Here is a 16532-nt window from a genome sequence, read left to right as displayed (position 1 = left end):
CATAACCTTCCTTGCCCTAGCCTATTGCTGTTCAAGCTCTTTCCCAGTTCTCCGCGCTTCTTACTTATAAGAAGTCATCCCCGTCTCGTCCACGATAACCGACAGATGCCCCTTCAGCACCGACAGCTCGATCGGAAGGGCGCCGCCCAGTTCGCCGTCCAAGTTCAGCTGCACGCGGTCCTCCGTCGTGACGGTCAGCTTCGACGTCTGAAAATGCACGATATGAGAATCGTTCAGATGCTCGCCTCTCATGGCGAGAGTGGCGATCCGGATCATCTCCGCCAGGTTGCATTTTCTCATCAGCACGACATCGAACAGGCCGTCGTTCGTGTTCGCCTGCGGCGCCAGCTTCTCGAAGCCTCCTACCGACTGGCTATTCGCCACGAGGAAGAGCATGTACTCGTCCTCGAAATCCCCGACGCCCTCGGCCGTGATATTCAGCTTGGTCGGATGGACGTTCACGACCTTCTCGAAGCCCTTGACGTAATAAGCGAGCTGGCCGATCATCGTCTTCAGCTTGCTCGGCACCTCGTACGACAGATCGGTGAGGAAGCCTCCGCCCGCGATATTAATGAAGTATTTGTCATTGCTCGCGTAGCCAACGTCGACTGGACGCGTATACCGGCGGACGATCAGGTCGACCGCTTCCTGCCAGCGTCTCGGAATGCCGTGCGCCCGGGCGAAGTCGTTCGTCGTTCCCATCGGCATGACGCCGAGCATCGGCCTGTTCTCGTGCCTGGACATGCCGTTCACGACTTCGTTCAGCGTGCCGTCTCCCCCGGCCGCGATGATCAGGTCGTAGCCCCGCTCCACCGCCGCCGCCGCCGCATGAGCCGCATCTCCCTTGCCTTCCGTGGCGTGGCAGGACGTCTCGATTCCCCCTTGCTCCAACCGTTGAAGCACCCATGGAAGCCGACGCCGCATCTCCTCCCGTCCGGATGTCGGGTTATAGATCAACCGAGCTCTAATTTTCTCCAACTTGCTCCCCCTCTTCGCCCTTCGCCAACAACTCTTGCAGCCACTGCGCGGCCTGCCTTCGTATCCATTCCTGCAGCTTGGGATGCGGAAGAAGCGAGCTCTCCGCGTAGCCGCAGCCGAGCCCCTCCAGCCTGCGCGGAATGACCGCCGAGGTAAAATACCCTTCGCTGATCATGACCGGAACCGCCGCGACGAAGCTCCCGGGGTTGCTCTCCCGAAGCTCACTCACACGGCCCGCGACCTCATCCGGCCGGAGCGTCGCCACCTTGGCATCCGCATAGCCGCCGCGTTCCTTCATTAGAGCAGCCAGCCCTTCCAGCCCGCGATGCCATTCCTCGTAGAACCAAGCGTCCTCGCTGCCATGGCCGATGAGCAGCAGCGAGATCTCGTCCGCCCGACGCCCATCTCCCGCCATCGACGCGGCAACCCGGTCCCGGAGCACGTCCGCGATCTCCGGATCGTCCGCGATCGGCTTCCCATAGGCAAGCTTCGCGCGCACTCGCATCCGTTCCAGATCCGTAGGGCGGCGAGGCTCCTCGTACGCTCCGAGAGCCCAGCCGATCTCGTCGACATGCGTGCTTCCGGCCGACACGAACAGAGGGATCGCCAGAATGTGCGTCACCCCCGCCGCCTCGAGCCTATCGATTCCGTCTTGGATAAGGCGGCCTTCCACCAATTCAAGATACGCGGACTCCACGATAACGGGACTCAAAGCTTCCCTGACGGCGGCGACGGTCTCTTCCACCGAGGTCACCCACATCTCTTCCCTCGACCCGTGGCTGATGACCAGAATGCCCGGTTTCACGATCGTTCCCCCTCCGCGCCTGCGCTCCCAATCCGCTCCGATTCACGCTAATACATTCATGCTATCGAAACGCCAACCCAATGTCAACGTGACCCAACCGACCTAATCAAATCTTTAACTTCCCTGAGCGAAGGGGAGAAGAGACATAGCCTATGTAAAAAAGGAAAGCCGTGCAGCCTGCCACCCATAGAGGAGCGAATCCACTGAGCAGATAGGAGATGCGGCGCAACCTGAGCAAGAGGGAGAGGCGACCTAGCCGTAACGGCGCCTGCTCCCTCCCCAAACCCGGCGACCCGCGAATACAGAAGTATTCTCACTTAGTAAGGATCGTCTTAATGACTCTCGCTGCGACTTCCAAAGTCACTTCAAAAGCAGCTTCCAAAGAGAAATCCTCATACCGCTTTTTAATCCACTTTTTCATGCGGATCACCTCAAAAAAACTATACGCGCTGGAAGGAATTAGGATTCATCGGCCGCGAACAAAAGAACCGCCAAGCGCACCTGCGCCCGGCGGTTCTCACACTTCCCTTTACTTATTGGATGCGAGGAACGCATCCAGCTGCTTTTGCTTCTCGGCGATGACGTCATCGAGGCCGTTGGACTTCAGCTTCTTGAAGTACTCTTCTGCCTTGGCCGGATCGACGGAGCCCGTGTCCAGGCCCGGATCGTACTGGCGGCGGGTGTTGTTCATGACGGAAGCTTGCGACTTCACCGGCTCGGCGTTGAACGTGAAGCCGAGAGCCGGAGAGTTGTGCGCGCCTTCGTTGAACTTCTTGAATTGGTCCCACTTGTCCGGAGCTTCGGTATCCCAGACGTAGTTGATCATTTGGTTGCCGAGCATCCAAGCGGCGCCGATGCTGTAGTTAGGCGTATTGTCCGTCAGGGAGATGATCTCTCCGTTGCGGGAATAGTGATCGCCTTCGATGCCGAAGTTGATCAGGTTGTTCAGGTACTTGTCGGAGTGCAGCAGGTTGATGAGCATCATCGCGCGGGCCGGATCGCCGGAGGTCGTGGAAATGCCCAGCATCGAACCGGCGGTGTCGCTCGTCGCGACCGTGCGTTCCGTCATGGCGACTTGAGCCAGCTTGCCGGACAGACCCGTCGCGGAAGCAAGCTCGGCATCCTTGCCCGGCTTCAGCGGGGAAGGAACCATGAACACGTTGCCCTTCTTCAGCGCGTCGTTCACGCCCAGCTGCGTCGTAGCCGCATCTTTATTGATATAGCCCTTCTCGAAGAATTCGCGGGTGATCTTCAGCGTCTCCAGGTAACGAGGCTGGTCGTAACGGGACTTGACGACCGTATCCGTGCCGTCCTTCATGATAACGCCGTCGATCGTCGTGTCGCCCAGGTAATCGTACTTCGCGAAGTAGTGAGCGTTGAAGTTCTCGCCGTCGCGCATGAAGATCGGAATCATGTCCGGCTTCTTCGCCTTGACTTCGGCCAGGATCGGCTCGAGGTCCGCGATCGTCTTGACCGCGTTGATCTTGTCCGTCAGGCCCAGCTCGTCAGCGACGTCCTTACGGTAGACGATCCCGCCTTGCTCGGCCAACTCCTTGTTCGCGGGAATGCCGTAGTTGAAGCCGTTGATCTTCGCGCCCTTCAGGAACGCTTCCGGCAGGCTGGACAGAATGTCTTGGCCGTACTGCTCCAGCAGGTTGCCGTACTTGCCGCTCGCGTCGTTCAGCGGCAGGAAGGCGCCCTTCGCCACGTTGGCGGAGTGGCCGTTCCAGGAGGCCGTGAAGATGATGTCCATCGGGTCGCGGGAAGCGATCGCCAGGTTCATCTTGTTATCCCATTGTCCCCAGTCGACGAAGTTGATGTCCAGGGTGGCGTTGATCTTCTCCTTAAGGTACTTGTTGATTTCGGTTTCGACCTTCACTTCGTCCTTGGGAGGAGTTCCCGGAAGGAAGAAGCTCAGCTTGTACTCCTTGAGCTCCGGAGCCGCGGCCGATTCCGACGGGGAAGGCGAAGCGCTCTCGGATGCCGGAGCGGATGCGCTCTCGGACGGAGACGCGGACGGCGAGGAGGATGCCTCTTCGTTGTTGTTATTGCCGCCGCAGCCAGCAAGGATAAGCGATAAGGCCGTTACTGCCGTCAGCGATAACGCGAATGACTTCTTAATCTTTGTGCTCGTTTGGAGCATGGTGGTGTTGCCTCCCTTTTCTAAAATGAATAACTATATGCTCAACCGGCCGGTAACCGGTAGAAGCCTGTTCCCATTCGATCAACCCTTGACGGCGCCGACCGTAAGTCCCGTAATGAAGTACCGCTGGAAGAACGGGTAGACGAAGATGATCGGTCCGATCCCGATGACGGCCATCGCCATCCGCGCGGTCTCGCTCGGCATCTGGAAGTTCGGGTTCGCCTGCATGATGGCCGAGTAGGCCTGCGAGTTCGAGCTCAGGTACTGGATGTCGAGCAGCGCCCGGTACATCCGGAACTGAATGCTCATCGGGCCGTCCGGCGTGATGAACAGCAGGCTGTTGAACCAGTCGTTCCACAGGTTCATCGTACAGAGAAGGCCGACAGAGGCCAGCACCGGAAGCGAGAGCGGAAGAACGATCTGGAAGAACGTCCTCAGCTCGCCCGCCCCGTCGATCTTCGCCGATTCCATCAGGGCCGGCGGGATCGAGTTCTGGAAGAACGTGCGGATCAACAGAACGAAGAAAGCTTGAACGAAGAACGGCATCATCAGGACGAGCATCGTGTCTTGCAGGTGAAGCCCTTGCTTATACGTCAGATAGAAGGGAACGAGTCCGCTGTTGAACAGAATCGTGAAGAACATGATGAAGGTGAAGATTCCGCGATGCTTGAAGTCCCGGCGGGAGATCGGATACGCGTACAGCGTCATGATCGTGAGGGCGACGAGCGTGCCGACGATGGTCACGAAGAGCGACACCCCGTACGATTCGACGATCGGCTTCCAATCCTTGACGAGGAAGTCGTACGCCCCCAGGCTGAATTTCTCCGGCCACAGCTTGTAGCCGTTAAGCTGAACCCTCTGTTCGTCCGAGAAGGATACCGCCAGGATCAGGAGCAGCGGGATAACGCAGAGCAGAGTGTAGAACCAGAAGAATATATTGATCGCGAGGTTGGAGCCTCGGGATACTTCGCTCACCGAGAAAGCCTTGGCGCGCTTTCTCTTCAATGTCGTTGTGGTCATGGAATGTGGCCTCCTTCGGTTGGTCTAGAACAGGGCGTCGTCTCGGCTGACTCGACGGACAACGAGGTTAGATGCCAGCACCAGCACGAAGCCTATGACGGCTTGGTAGAGCCCTGCGGCCGAGGACATTCCGATATCCCCCATGACCATGAAGCCTTGGTAGACGTAAGTATCGATAACGAGCGTCGTGTCGTACAGCGCCCCGGCGTTGCGGGTCACTTGGAAGAACAAGCCGAAGTCCGCGTAGAAAATCCGGCCGATCTGCAGAAGAGTCATCGTGATAATGACGGGACGGATAAGAGGGATCGTGATGCTCCAGATCTGTCTCCACTTGCTGGCTCCGTCGATCGTGGCGGCCTCGTAATATTCGTGGTCGATGCCGATGATCGCCGCCAGGTAGATGACCGCGTAGTACCCGACGTTCCGCCAGATGTTGATAAGCGGCAGGATGACCGGCCACCACTTCGGCTCCGTGTACCAATCGATCGGCTCCCAGCCGAACCAAGGGAAGATGACCTTGTTGACGATTCCGATCTCCGGATTCAGGAACGCGTACACCAGGTACGCCATGATGATCATCGACAGGAAGTAAGGCAGGAACATCGTCGTCTGGTGGAACTTCGCCAGCCGCTTGCTTCGCAGCGAGTTGAACAGGAGGGCGAAGCCGACGCCGAAGATCAGGTTCATCACGATGAAGACGACGTTGTACAGAAGCGTGTTTCTCGTGATCAGCCAGGCATCGCTCGTCTGGAATAGGAACTTGAAATTGTCCCAGCCCACCCACGGGCTGTCCGCGAAGTTCTGGAAGAAGCTCGGGGACGAGTACGTCATGTTCTTGAAGGCGATCAGACCGCCAACCATCGGGATATAGTTATTGATAATAAGCACGATAAGCGCCGGAGCCATCATCAGGTAGAAAATGCCGTACTTGGACCAATAGCTCTGGTTCAGGGTTTTCTCCTGCTTGGCCTTCTTCGGCTTCTCCCTGGGGATCGCCGCCTGGGTCGCCTGTTCCATCTCCATCACAATCCTTTGTCTCTAAGGTTAGCTTGTGATCTCATTGTACGGCGGCTTGAGGCGGCCCATCTATCTACTGGGATGACCGACATAGCACTTTGGTGACTTTTTATAAAACGTTTTCCCTAAATGGTCTGATGCTTCTTACGATACTCCTGGGGAGTCAGCCCGGTCGCCTTGCGGAACAGCTTCGCGAAGTAGGAGAAGTGCATGTAGCCGAGCCCTTCCGCGATGTTGCTGATCTTGTCGTTCGTGTCCGTCAGCAGCTTCTTCGCCCTCTCGATCTTCACCTGGGCGATGTAATCGGTGAGCGAGAGGCCCGTCTCCTTGCGGAAAAGCCTCGACAGGTACGCCGGATTCCGATAGACGGAATGGGCGATGTCGTCGCGGCTCAGATCCTGATGCAGATTTTCTTGGATGTAGGAATGGACCTTGGCGATAATCGCCGACGTGTCCCGGCCGCCGTCGGGATAGGCCGCGCCGAGCTTGTTCGTCAGCTTAAGCGCCCAAGCCTGCATCGCCGCCCAGCTCCGGACCGTCTGGCCTTCCGCCAGCTCCTGCGCCGTAACGGCGTCGTAGATCGACATCCCCTTGCGCGAAGAGGCTTGCAGCAGCAGGTGCGCGAAGCCGAAGTAGAACAGCTCCAGATGCTCCCGGCTCGCCCCTTCGCTTTGGAATCGCTGCATCGTCGTCTCCAGCTCCTTGGCCAGTTCGCCGACCTCTCCCCGGTCGAGCAGCAAGCCCCACTCCACGAAGGACGGCATCGTCGGCCCGGCTCCCGCTCCCGCCCCCGCGGCCGCCTCCGTCCCTCTCCGGCCGATGTCGATGACGGATTGGCTCTCCGAGAGGTTCGCCCGCTCGAGCTGGGACAGCTTCTCCAGCGCGGCCGCCAGCCCGCCGATCGGCACGTTCTCCCCGACATAGCAGCTCGCCCGGCAGTGGAAGTAGTCCTGGCAGGCCTGCACGTAACGCCGGCAGCGGGCGAGAAGCTCCTCCCGATCCAGCCCGCCGTCTTCGGCTCCGATGTACAGGAGGACCAGATTCAAGTCGCCTCGATCCTGCAGCACGGCCCCCTGCATCCGCTCGCCCAGGAGAATCTCCGCCGCCGCCTTCCGGACGGCGTATTCCATGATGCTCTCGTCCCGGGCGTCCATCTCCATCTCCCAGTGCTCGATGCTCAGCAGGATCGGAAGCAGCTCCTGATCGGCCGCGAGCGGAATTCCGTAAAGCGCGAGCTCGCGGTCCAGGCGCTCCTTCGTCATCGAGATGCGCCCGGCCAGCACGTCCTGCCAGAAGCGCTCGACGAGAATCGGAAGCTGGCTCGCCCATTGCCGGCGGTACGATTCCAGCGTATCCTCGAACTTCGCCTGCTCCTTCCTCCGCACGATCTCGGCCACGCCCCGGCGCGCGATCTCCTTCAGCACGTCGTGATCGACCGGCTTGAGCACGTAGTCGAAGCATCCGTTCTGCAGCGCCTCCTGCGCGTACTCGAACCGGGCGTGCCCGGTCAGGAAGATCGTGAGAGTATTCGGCGACATTTCGCGAATATGCTTCAGCAGCTCGATGCCGTTCGCCCCGGGCATCTCGATATCCGAGATCACCAGATCGACCGCCTGCTCCTTCAGGCATCTCTTCGCTTCGTCTACGTTCTCCGCCTCCAGAATCGTTCCGATCGGCAGATCCGACCAGTCGATTCCTTGCGTGATCCCCTTGAGCGCATATATCTCGTCGTCCACCACGAGCATGGTCAGCATGCTTCGTTCCCTCCTCCATGTCTCTAATCTCCTATTCGTTATCCAGCCGAATCGGCGCGTCCGTCGGGAGCCGAACCTCGACCCCGGCTCCTCCTTCCGGCAGGTTGTAGAACCGGATTCCCCCGTTATCGCCGTAGAGCATCTTGAATCGCCGAAGAATGTTCCAGATGCCGAGATGCTGGTCCCCGCCTTCCGACACGTAACGGCCGCTCTCCAGATCGTCCAGCATCTCCCGCGGGAAGCCCGAGCCGTTGTCCTCTATCGTCAGGACGACGTAACGGCCCGGCTCTTCCTCGTCCTCGCGCGACGCGATTCGGATCCTGAACAGCGTTCCGTTCTGCGGCCGCTTGTTGAAGCCGTGGATCACGCTGTTCTCGACGAACGGCTGAATCATGAGCGGCGCGATCGGGCAGGCCTGATGCCTCGCGTCGATAGCCAGCTCGTAATCGAGCTTGTTCACGTAACGGAGCTTCTGAATCTCGAGATAATGCCGGATATGCTTGATCTCCTCCTCGAGCGGAACGACCGTCCGGTTGCTCTGCATGAGGAACCGGAAGTAGTCGGCCAGATGAAGGGACAGCTTCTGGACCGTCTTGTAGTCCTTCAGCGCCGCGAGATTATAAATAATGTTTAAGCTGTTCATATAGAAGTGCGGATTGATCTGAATTTGCAGGTGCTTGTACTCCGCCCGCTGCACGCGCAGCTGCTCCTCGTAAACGTCGATCTTCAGCGACTCGATCTGCTCGGCCATCTGGTTGAACGTGCGGGACAGGAAGGCGAATTCCGTATTGTTGCTCGCGTTGGCGGGCAACCGGATGTCGAAGCGGCCTTGTCCCAGCTTGCGCATGCCTCGGATGAGGCTGACGAGCGGCTTAAAGATAATCCTCTGCAGGAAAATCAAATAGAAGGTCAGCAGCACCGCCACCATGAGAGGAATCCAGTAGTAGAGGATTTTCTGGAAGGAGGGCAGATTCTGCAGCAGAGACGACTCCGGCATGACGATGACGTAGTTGACGTCCGCCCTCGCCGACGGCCGCGACAGCACCAGGTAGGACTTGCCGCCTTGGCGGATCTCCCCGTACGTTCCGGAGGTCTGCGCGATCTTGTCCCGGAATTCCCGTTCCTTAATGAGCGGCGACGGGCTGTCGGCGAGCAGGTTGCCCTTCGAATTCATCAGGAAAGCCCCTCCCTCGGGGCCGACGGAGAAGTTCTCCAGAACGCGGAGCAAGGACGGAGTCCGGACCAATACCCCCGCGTACACGTTCAAGCCCAGGTCGTAGGTGCTCAGCAGATAGTTCATCCCGTCGAGCTCGACCGAGCTCCACCGGCTGGATTCCGCCAGGGCGGGATCGATCAGCTTGGAGGACATCAGATTTTCCCGGCTCCACTTCATCAGGATCTCTTGCTTCTCGGTGTTGTTCGTGTTGTCCGAGGTGGCGAAGAACAGGTCGTCGTTGCCGCGAATATAGATGAAGAGCGTATCCATGCTGTAATAGATTCCGCCGGAGTCCAGGACGAATTGGTTGTTCAGCCGGATCTTCGCCAGATTGTAATCGCTGTCAAGAGGCTTCAGGGATTGAAGCAGCGGAATGTCCGAGTTGCGCTCCAGACGGATGAGGTACCTCTTGTATTCCTCCAGGATTTTGTCGTTCTCTTGGACGTTGGCCATCAGCAGCTTGTTGTAATGGGAGGAGATTTGGCCCCGGACGACCTCCATGGCGTACAGATTGTTGTAGAAAAGAAACAGAACGAGCGGAGCTATGATAAGAATAAACCCGAATACGATTCGGAATCGCACCGACTGCCAGAAACCCATCTTCTCTCCCCCTTGGGGACATCTTCCAATTCGTTCCTAGCATAACGTAGGCTTTTATTCCTATGCAATAGATTAATAGGCGGATAACTAAATAAAGCTCCCCGCGGGGAGCTTTATCGAATCGTGAATGAAGATGAGACCGCTTTGCGTTAACCCTTGTCCGGCGCGATATCGGCTCCGAACCGGCCGAGTCTCTCAAGCGCGAGTTTATAACCGTCGTTGCCGTAATTCAGGCAGCGCTTGACGCGGGAGATCGTCGCCGTGCTCGCCCCCGTCTCGGATTCAATCTGATTGTACGTATTGCCCTTGCCCAGCATTCGAGCTACTTCCAATCGCTGCGACAGCGATTGAATCTCGTTGACCGTGCACAGATCGTCGAAGAAGACGTAGCATTCCTCGACATCCTTCAAGGTCAGGATCGCTTCGAAGAGCTGGTCGATGGATTTATCGTTCAGTTTCTTCAACTGCATAGCTAGGCCACCTTTGCCAATATCGAAATTGCTCATTCCCCTGTATTGTACTTCGTTTCTCTTGATTTTTCAAACTTTACAGTGGTCACGCGGCAGAGGGTTGAATTCGGAGGACGACCGGGCGAACGTCCATACGCGAGCGCCCCTCCGCGCATACCCTATAGCAAAACGTCTGCAATGGCGTCCGAAGAGGATCGAGTCGAAGGCAGCGATTGCCCGACTCCTTATTCGGAAGGAGGAAGGCGAAGGTATGGATCAATCAAGAAGAGAGCCGCCCGTGCGCAGCTGGATGAACTCGCCTCTGAGCGGAATCGGGCCTGGCGCCGGTCCCGGGGGCGGGTTTCCGGGCCTTGGCGGAGAGACGGCCTCATCGAATGCGCTCGTCGGTTCCCCGAGCCCGAGCGAGCTTGCCGGTCCGCCGAGCCCCGCGTTCAGCCCGGTGCAGGTCATCCCCCCGGGGGCGCCCGCCGCCGCGGCTCCCGCCAAGGCCGGCGGCCTGCTGGGCAATTTCAACATCAACGAACTCAAGAACATTGTCGAACGGATGGGCGGAATCGAAGGACTCATCTCCAATATGGGCAAGGTGCAGAAATTCATGAGCACCGTTCAGCAGATGGCACCGCTCCTCAAGCTGTTCATGGGCAAGAAGGGGAGCTCTAACGACGACGACGTTTCGTCCGGCGCGCCGTACCGCCCGCGCCGGAGACGCCGCCGTCGCCGCGGCTCCTCCCGGTACGGGGCCCGTCGTACCGGCTCCGGCCGCAGGAGAAGACGCTCCTCCGCCAAACGGCGCAGATAGCGCATGCGAGAAGAGAACCCCGTTCCTCCCGGCTTCGACCGGAGAGGCGGCGGGGTTCTCTTTTCCCTAGCTATACGAATAGGTTCCGGGCGAACGGGAATCCATCCATTCCTTAAGCTCCCGCAGCATAAGAGGATAAGTCGGGACGGAATAAAGGAAGTCCGACCGGGTGGAGACCAGGCTCTTATCCGAATGGAATACATCGGAGGCGCGAATCGTCACGTCCTCCTTGGCGAACGCGGTTTGCAGGAGCTTCAGCAGCTCGAATTTGGATATTTTGCCGGGCGCGGCCAGATGGACCAGACCGGATACGGCCGGACGAAGCGCGCACCATTCGACGGCCTTGGCCAGCTCCAGCGTCGTGACTCCGTTCCAGAACACCCGGCTGTAGCCCTCGATCTCGCCGCGCTGCCGCATGAACCAATGGAACAGGCCGATGCCGTCGTCCTTAAGCTCGGGGCCGATGATGGAGGTTCGGATCGTCAGATGCGGCGCGTAGGCGACCTCGCCCAAGCTTTTGGTCATGGCATAGACCGTCCATCCATCGGACGGATCGCTCTCCGCGTAATCCCCCCGCTTGCCCGAGAATACGCAATCCGTGCTGATATGGATCAGCCGGAAGCCGAGCCGATCGCCAAGCTGCGCCAACGAGTGGGGAAGCAGGCTGTTGACGACGATCGCGTCCACCCTTCTGTTAGCCGCGTTGTCGTTTAACAGGCCTGCCGCGTTGACGACGACGTCCGGCGCGATGTCGGTCAAGATCCGCTCCAACGCCGCGCTGTCCCTCGCATCCAGAGACAGCTGGCGGACGCCGGTCCCGCCGGCGGCAGACTCCGCCGCCCCGGCTCGAACCGTCGTCCAAATCTCCCAATCCGTTCGCAGCTCCATATATTGACGCAGCATGTGCCCGGCCATCCCTCCGCCGCCTATGATCAGCAGCTTCAACAGAGGAAGCCTCCTTTTTCCAGCATGGCCTCGATCTCGGAGTCGGTCATCAGCTTATCGTTGGATGCGTACTCGACGCTCTCGGTCTTCGGCAGATGGGAGTAGCGGTCATTCAGCTCCGTGGACGCATGCGATGGGAGAATAACGAAATATTGCTCGCTATAGCGGTAGGTGTAAGGACTCTCGTGAGCGGAGACCAGAACCTCGTGCAGCTTCTCGCCGGGACGGATGCCGACTTCCTTAAGCTTAATCTCCTTCTTGGCCAGCCGCTTGATCAGCACGTTGGCCACGTCGACGATGCGGCACGCGTTCATCTGCATCACGAACGTCTCTCCGCCGATGGCGACGCGCGCCGCGCTCAGCAGCAGGTCGATCGCTTCCGATATCGTCAGGAAGAAGCGCGTCATCTCTTTGGACGTGATCGGCAGGTCGTCTCCGCGAAGAACGCAGCTCTTGAAGAAAGGCACCACGCTTCCGTTCGTTCCCAGCACGTTGCCGCCCCGGATGCAGACGAATCTCGTCGTATCGCTCAGGTCGTTGGCGCGCAGCACGAGCTTCTCGCCGAACGCCTTCGTCATCCCGTAGAAGTTGATCGGATCCACGGCTTTGTCGGTAGACACGTCAATGACTTTCTTCACGCGATGCCGGATGCTGGCGCGAATGACGTTCTCCGTTCCCTGCACGTTTGTCTTGAGCGCTTCCTCCGGCTGCGATTCGCAGATCGGCACGTGCTTCAGCGCCGCCAAGTGGAACACGTAATCGACGTTGCGGCAAGCGGCGTCGACGGCCAGCTCATCCCGCACGTCGCCTATTATGAATTTGAGCGATTCGTGGTTAGGGAAGACCCGCTGCATCTGCACCTGAGTGAACTCGTTGCGGGAGAAGATCCGGATCTGCTTCGGCTTGGACTCGAGAAGCTTGCGCGTCAGCTCCTGTCCCCACGAGCCGGTCCCGCCGGTAATGAGAATCGTTTGGTCATGAAACAAAGCTTTGCCCTCCCAGCACCAGATTGACGACCTTGGTCGACACGAACGAATCCAGATATCCCTCGGGACATACCCAGCCTCCCCGATTGCCAAGCATCAGGCTTACGCTTGCCGCGATTCTCTCCGGTTCCAGGCCCGACAGCAGATTGCTGCCGCAGGCAAGCGTCTCCGGCCGCTCCGTGCTCTGCCGGATCGTGACGGCCGGAACGCCCATGATGCAGCTCTCCTCCTGAACGGTTCCGCTGTCGGTAATGACGCAGGAAGCGTGGCGCTGCAGCTTCACGAAGTCGAAGAAGCCGAACGGCTCCCGATACTCCACGAGCGGATGAGCCAGCGTGACGCCGTATTGGCCGAGGCGGTCCTTCGTGCGGGGATGAATGCTGCAGATCACTCGCTGCTGAAGCCGGTCGGCGACAAGGTGAAGCCCTTGGACAATCTGGCGAAGGCGCCGTTCGTTATCCACGTTCTCCGCCCGGTGGGCGGTCACCAGCACGTAGTTCTGTTCTTGCAATTCGAGCTCATCCAGAATGCGGCTCTGCATCGTTTGCTTCTTGTAATGCTCCAGCACCTCATAGATCGGGTTCCCCGTCATCCACACCCGCTGCGGATCCATGCCTTCGCGCAGCAGGTTCTCCCGGGAGCCCGGCGTGTAGGGCATGTTGCAGGAGGAGACGGAGTCAATGGCCCTGCGGTTGATTTCCTCGGGAACGGCCCGATCGTAGCAACGGTTGCCGGCCTCCATGTGATAGACCGGGATGCCCATGCGTTCTCCGATCAACGCGCACAGCGCGCTGTTCGTATCCCCGAGGACCAGCAGCCGATCCGGCTTCTCCCGAAGGATCGCTTCCTCGACTTGGGCGAACATCTGGGCGAGCTGCTGCCCGAACGTGCGGGCGTGCAGGCGGATATGAACGTCGGGCTTGCGAATTCCCATCTGCTCGAAGAAGATGTCGCTAAGGTTGCGGTCGTAATTCTGGCCGGAATGCACCAGGACGTGCGAGTCGGCGAACCGGTCCAGCTTCGGGATAATCAGGCTGAGCCGGATGATCTCGGGCCGCGTGCCCAGAACGGTCATGATTTTCATTCGTCGGTTCCCTCCTCGCGCAGGCTGCGCTGCTCGTTCAAGGCGTCCACGATAGACTGCTCGAACGGAATGCCGGGACTCCAGCCGGTATCCCGTCGCAGCTTCGAATTATCTCCCCGCATGACGGAAGCTTCTCCTTGGCGGAAGAGTGCTTGATCCGTGACGACCTCCAAAGGAATCGAGGCATGCTTCTTCAGCAACGCCACGATATCGGCGATGGAACGGGCTCTGCCGCTGCACAGGTTATAGACGCTCCCGGGCCGGATGGCGGGCATGCCGAGCAAAGCCCCGTATGCCTTGACGGCATCCCGGACATCGAGGAAGTCCCTTCTCGACGCGGCGTTGCCGATCGTCAGCTTGGGCGGCAGCAGCCCCCGTTCCATCCGTACGACCTGCCGGACGAGCTGCCCGCAGACACCCGCGGACCCGCCGGGTCCGATGAGATTAAACGTCCGCGCGACGATCGCGGGCATGTCGAATAGCTGCCCGTACATCTGCACGACGGAAGTCATGACCAGCTTGCTCCAAGCGTATGGACTCCTCGGCCCGATCCGGCTGTTCTCCCTGATGGGCGAAGCGCTGCTCTTGTATTCGTACGCGGTGCCTACGGCCAGGAACGCCTTTAACGCGTCCGGTCGGACGACGCGCGCCGCTTCCAGCAAATTCATCGTTCCGATGGCGTTGGCTTGCATGACGGTGACGGGATGAAGGAAGGACGAGCCGACGTCGTTCTCCCCCGCCAGATGGACGATATAATCCGCAGGATTCCGCTCCAGCAGCCGGCGAACGTCCTCGGGGTTCAAGAGGTCGCAGCGGCCGTACCGGAATAGCGGATGGGCGAGCGGGGAGTCGGCCCTGCGGCCGATTCCGACGACGCGGGCGCCGAGCCCCAATAAATAAGCGGCCATATGCTTGCCCACGAAGCCGGACACTCCCGTTACGAGAACGAGCGGAGCTTCGGTCATCCGGGGTCGTCCGGCAGCAGGATCGGCCTAAGGCGCTGAAATTCCTCGTTGGCCCGCGTATAGTCGCTGGGGCGCCCGATGTCGAGCCAGAAGCTGCTGTTCTCGTAATGCCGGATCTTCTGGTTGGCCTTTAACAGCGATTGAATGACGTCGGGGATATCGAATGCCCGATTGCCGGGAATGTACCGGAGGATATCCGGACTCATCATATAGATGCCCATGCTTACGTGGGCGGAGTGGGCCGGCTTCTCGACGAAGCCCGTCACGTACTCGGCCTCCGTCTCCATGACGCCCAGCTCGATAGGGACGGCCTTATTCTGCGAGGCGATCGTCAGGAGGCTGTCCCCTTCCAGATGGAATTCCCGAAACCTCCGGAAATCCAGGGTCGTAAGCACGTCGCAGTTGATCAACAGGAAAGGCTCGGCGATATGGGTAAGGCTTCGCAGCGGTCCGGCCGTGCCGAGCGGTTCGTTCTCCACCTCGTAACGAATGGCAACGCCCATGCGGCTGCCGTCGGCGAAGTAAGTCTGGATCAGCGGAGCCAAATAGCCGCAGGCCATCGTAATGGAGGTGAATCCGTAATATCGGAGCTGCTTGACGATAATTTCGAGAATCGGCCGCTCGCCGACCGGCAACAGTCCTTTGGGCAGCACTTTCGTATAAGGAGCCATTCGCATCCCTTTGCCGCCCGTCATCACTACGGCTTCCAACGACTTCACGCACCTTTCGCTTGCTAGTAGATCACCTCGTTACACGACATATTCGTCGGGTCTGTACAATTCCTTATGGCCCCGGATCCACTCGATCGTTCTGGCCAGTCCTTCCTCCAGGGATACGGCAGGCTTCCAGCCGATCATCCTCGAGGCTTTGCCGCTGTCCGAGAACAGCCGATCCACTTCGCTCTTCTCGGGCCGCACGCGTTCGTCGTCAACGCGGACCGGAACGTCCCGCCCGATCAGGCGCTTGATCGTATCGGCCAGCTCTCCGATCGAAATCTCGAAGCCCGATCCGGCGTTGACGACTTGCCCGATCGCCTCCTCGCTGCCCGCCGCGCGGATGAAGGCGCGCGCGGTATCCTCCACGAACGTGAAGTCGCGCGTAGCGGTCAGGTTGCCCAGCACGATCTCGGACCGGTGCAGCGCTTGATTGATAATGGTAGGAATGACCGCGCGCATCGATTGGCGAGGTCCGTAAGCGTTGAACGGACGAACGGTCACGGCGGGCAGTCCGTACGAGCAATGGAAGCTCTCCACGATTTTGTCCGCGGCGATCTTGCTTGCCGAATAAGGCGACTGGCCCTGCAGCGGATGGCTCTCGTCCATCGGAACGTACCGGGCGCTGCCGTACACTTCGCTGGTCGAAGTATGGATCAACCGGGGAATGTTCAGCTCCAATACGGCTTGCGCCACGTGAAGCGTCCCGATGGCGTTCGTCTGCACGACATCGGTCGGATGCCGGTACGAATAGGGAATGGCGATAAGCGCGCCGAGATGATAGACGGCTTCGGTGTTCTTGACGGCGTTGTAGACGGCATGAGGATCGCGCAGGTCTCCCTTCACGACTTCGATCTCGGATTGAACGTCGGCGGGGAGCGTGTCGAGGAACCCGCGGGAGTCCGCGGAGTTGTAGCGGACGAAAGCGCGAACGCCGAAGCCGTCTTGAACGAGCCGATGAACCAAGTGGCTGCCGATAAAGCCCGCGGCACCGGTAACAAGCACCCGTTTGTCGCTAGACATGAAGCTGACCACGT

15 protein-coding genes are annotated in these 16532 nt (G+C 59.4%); 1 reads left to right on the top strand and 14 read right to left on the bottom strand.

Annotated elements, in window-relative coordinates:
• Positions 1-60 precede the first annotated feature (60 nt).
• From H7B67_RS16295 to H7B67_RS16260, 8 genes are all read right to left on the bottom strand, one after another.
• A complete protein-coding gene (locus H7B67_RS16295) occupies positions 61-924 on the bottom strand; it encodes a YegS/Rv2252/BmrU family lipid kinase (RefSeq protein ID WP_245363911.1) in 864 nt (287 codons plus the stop codon).
• Positions 925-964: 40 nt separating this feature from the next.
• A complete protein-coding gene (locus H7B67_RS16290) occupies positions 965-1783 on the bottom strand; it encodes a CbiX/SirB N-terminal domain-containing protein (protein WP_185120919.1) in 819 nt (272 codons plus the stop codon).
• 529 nt (positions 1784-2312) lie between these two features.
• Positions 2313-3926, bottom strand: a complete 1614-nt coding sequence (locus H7B67_RS16285; protein WP_185120918.1) for an ABC transporter substrate-binding protein — start codon at positions 3924-3926, stop codon at positions 2313-2315.
• Positions 3927-4007: 81 nt separating this feature from the next.
• Positions 4008-4946, bottom strand: coding sequence for a carbohydrate ABC transporter permease (locus H7B67_RS16280; RefSeq protein ID WP_185120917.1), 939 nt, complete (start codon positions 4944-4946; stop codon positions 4008-4010).
• A gap of 24 nt (positions 4947-4970) precedes the next feature.
• Positions 4971-5963 carry an ABC transporter permease gene (locus H7B67_RS16275; RefSeq protein ID WP_185120916.1) on the bottom strand — a complete coding sequence of 331 codons (993 nt, stop codon included), beginning with the start codon at positions 5961-5963 and terminating at the stop codon, positions 4971-4973.
• 125 nt (positions 5964-6088) lie between these two features.
• Positions 6089-7717 carry a response regulator transcription factor gene (locus H7B67_RS16270; RefSeq protein ID WP_185120915.1) on the bottom strand — a complete coding sequence of 543 codons (1629 nt, stop codon included), beginning with the start codon at positions 7715-7717 and terminating at the stop codon, positions 6089-6091.
• 31 nt (positions 7718-7748) lie between these two features.
• Positions 7749-9533 carry a histidine kinase gene (locus H7B67_RS16265; RefSeq protein WP_185120914.1) on the bottom strand — a complete coding sequence of 595 codons (1785 nt, stop codon included), beginning with the start codon at positions 9531-9533 and terminating at the stop codon, positions 7749-7751.
• A 149-nt stretch (positions 9534-9682) separates the two neighbouring features.
• Entirely contained in the window at positions 9683-10003 is a 321-nt protein-coding gene (locus tag H7B67_RS16260) for a YerC/YecD family TrpR-related protein (RefSeq protein WP_126962189.1), read from the bottom strand.
• A 250-nt stretch (positions 10004-10253) separates the two neighbouring features.
• Here H7B67_RS16260 and H7B67_RS16255 point away from each other — a divergent pair, with 250 nt between their 5' ends.
• Positions 10254-10802 carry an aminotransferase gene (locus tag H7B67_RS16255; protein WP_185120913.1) on the top strand — a complete coding sequence of 183 codons (549 nt, stop codon included), beginning with the start codon at positions 10254-10256 and terminating at the stop codon, positions 10800-10802.
• A gap of 66 nt (positions 10803-10868) precedes the next feature.
• Here H7B67_RS16255 and H7B67_RS16250 read toward each other — a convergent pair whose 3' ends face one another.
• Genes H7B67_RS16250 through H7B67_RS16225 form a run of 6 tightly spaced genes read right to left on the bottom strand, consistent with a single transcriptional unit; the run spans position 10869 to position 16518 of the window.
• On the bottom strand, positions 10869-11747 hold the full coding sequence (locus H7B67_RS16250) for a dTDP-4-dehydrorhamnose reductase family protein (protein ID WP_185120912.1): 879 nt from the start codon (positions 11745-11747) through the stop codon (positions 10869-10871).
• On the bottom strand, positions 11744-12733 hold the full coding sequence (locus tag H7B67_RS16245; RefSeq protein ID WP_185120911.1) for a polysaccharide biosynthesis protein: 990 nt from the start codon (positions 12731-12733) through the stop codon (positions 11744-11746). The genes H7B67_RS16250 and H7B67_RS16245 overlap by 4 nt, the downstream gene beginning before the upstream one ends.
• Entirely contained in the window at positions 12723-13817 is a 1095-nt protein-coding gene (gene wecB, locus H7B67_RS16240; RefSeq protein ID WP_185120910.1) for a non-hydrolyzing UDP-N-acetylglucosamine 2-epimerase, read from the bottom strand. The genes H7B67_RS16245 and wecB overlap by 11 nt, the downstream gene beginning before the upstream one ends.
• Positions 13814-14782 carry a GDP-mannose 4,6-dehydratase gene (locus H7B67_RS16235; RefSeq protein WP_185120909.1) on the bottom strand — a complete coding sequence of 323 codons (969 nt, stop codon included), beginning with the start codon at positions 14780-14782 and terminating at the stop codon, positions 13814-13816. The genes wecB and H7B67_RS16235 overlap by 4 nt, the downstream gene beginning before the upstream one ends.
• On the bottom strand, positions 14779-15492 hold the full coding sequence (locus tag H7B67_RS16230) for a sugar phosphate nucleotidyltransferase (RefSeq protein ID WP_185120908.1): 714 nt from the start codon (positions 15490-15492) through the stop codon (positions 14779-14781). The genes H7B67_RS16235 and H7B67_RS16230 overlap by 4 nt, the downstream gene beginning before the upstream one ends.
• Before the next feature lie 39 nt (positions 15493-15531).
• Entirely contained in the window at positions 15532-16518 is a 987-nt protein-coding gene (locus H7B67_RS16225; RefSeq protein WP_185120907.1) for an SDR family NAD(P)-dependent oxidoreductase, read from the bottom strand.
• Positions 16519-16532: the final 14 nt, after the last annotated feature.

The sequence above is a fragment of the Cohnella thailandensis genome (genome assembly GCF_014212135.1).
Lineage (GTDB): Bacteria > Bacillota > Bacilli > Paenibacillales > Paenibacillaceae > Cohnella > Cohnella thailandensis.
This window is presented reverse-complemented; position numbering and strand designations above follow the sequence as displayed.

Coding starts and splice junctions, on each gene's coding strand:
- H7B67_RS16295 (WP_245363911.1), bottom strand. CDS start 924: ATGCGGCGTCGGCTTCCATGGGTGCTTCAACGGTTGGAGCAAGGGGGA.
- H7B67_RS16285 (WP_185120918.1), bottom strand. CDS start 3,926: ATGCTCCAAACGAGCACAAAGATTAAGAAGTCATTCGCGTTATCGCTG.
- H7B67_RS16280 (WP_185120917.1), bottom strand. CDS start 4,946: ATGACCACAACGACATTGAAGAGAAAGCGCGCCAAGGCTTTCTCGGTG.
- H7B67_RS16275 (WP_185120916.1), bottom strand. CDS start 5,963: ATGGAACAGGCGACCCAGGCGGCGATCCCCAGGGAGAAGCCGAAGAAG.
- H7B67_RS16270 (WP_185120915.1), bottom strand. CDS start 7,717: ATGCTGACCATGCTCGTGGTGGACGACGAGATATATGCGCTCAAGGGG.
- H7B67_RS16265 (WP_185120914.1), bottom strand. CDS start 9,533: ATGGGTTTCTGGCAGTCGGTGCGATTCCGAATCGTATTCGGGTTTATT.
- H7B67_RS16260 (WP_126962189.1), bottom strand. CDS start 10,003: ATGCAGTTGAAGAAACTGAACGATAAATCCATCGACCAGCTCTTCGAA.
- H7B67_RS16255 (WP_185120913.1), top strand. CDS start 10,254: ATGGATCAATCAAGAAGAGAGCCGCCCGTGCGCAGCTGGATGAACTCG.
- wecB (WP_185120910.1), bottom strand. CDS start 13,817: ATGAAAATCATGACCGTTCTGGGCACGCGGCCCGAGATCATCCGGCTC.
- H7B67_RS16235 (WP_185120909.1), bottom strand. CDS start 14,782: ATGACCGAAGCTCCGCTCGTTCTCGTAACGGGAGTGTCCGGCTTCGTG.
- H7B67_RS16225 (WP_185120907.1), bottom strand. CDS start 16,518: ATGTCTAGCGACAAACGGGTGCTTGTTACCGGTGCCGCGGGCTTTATC.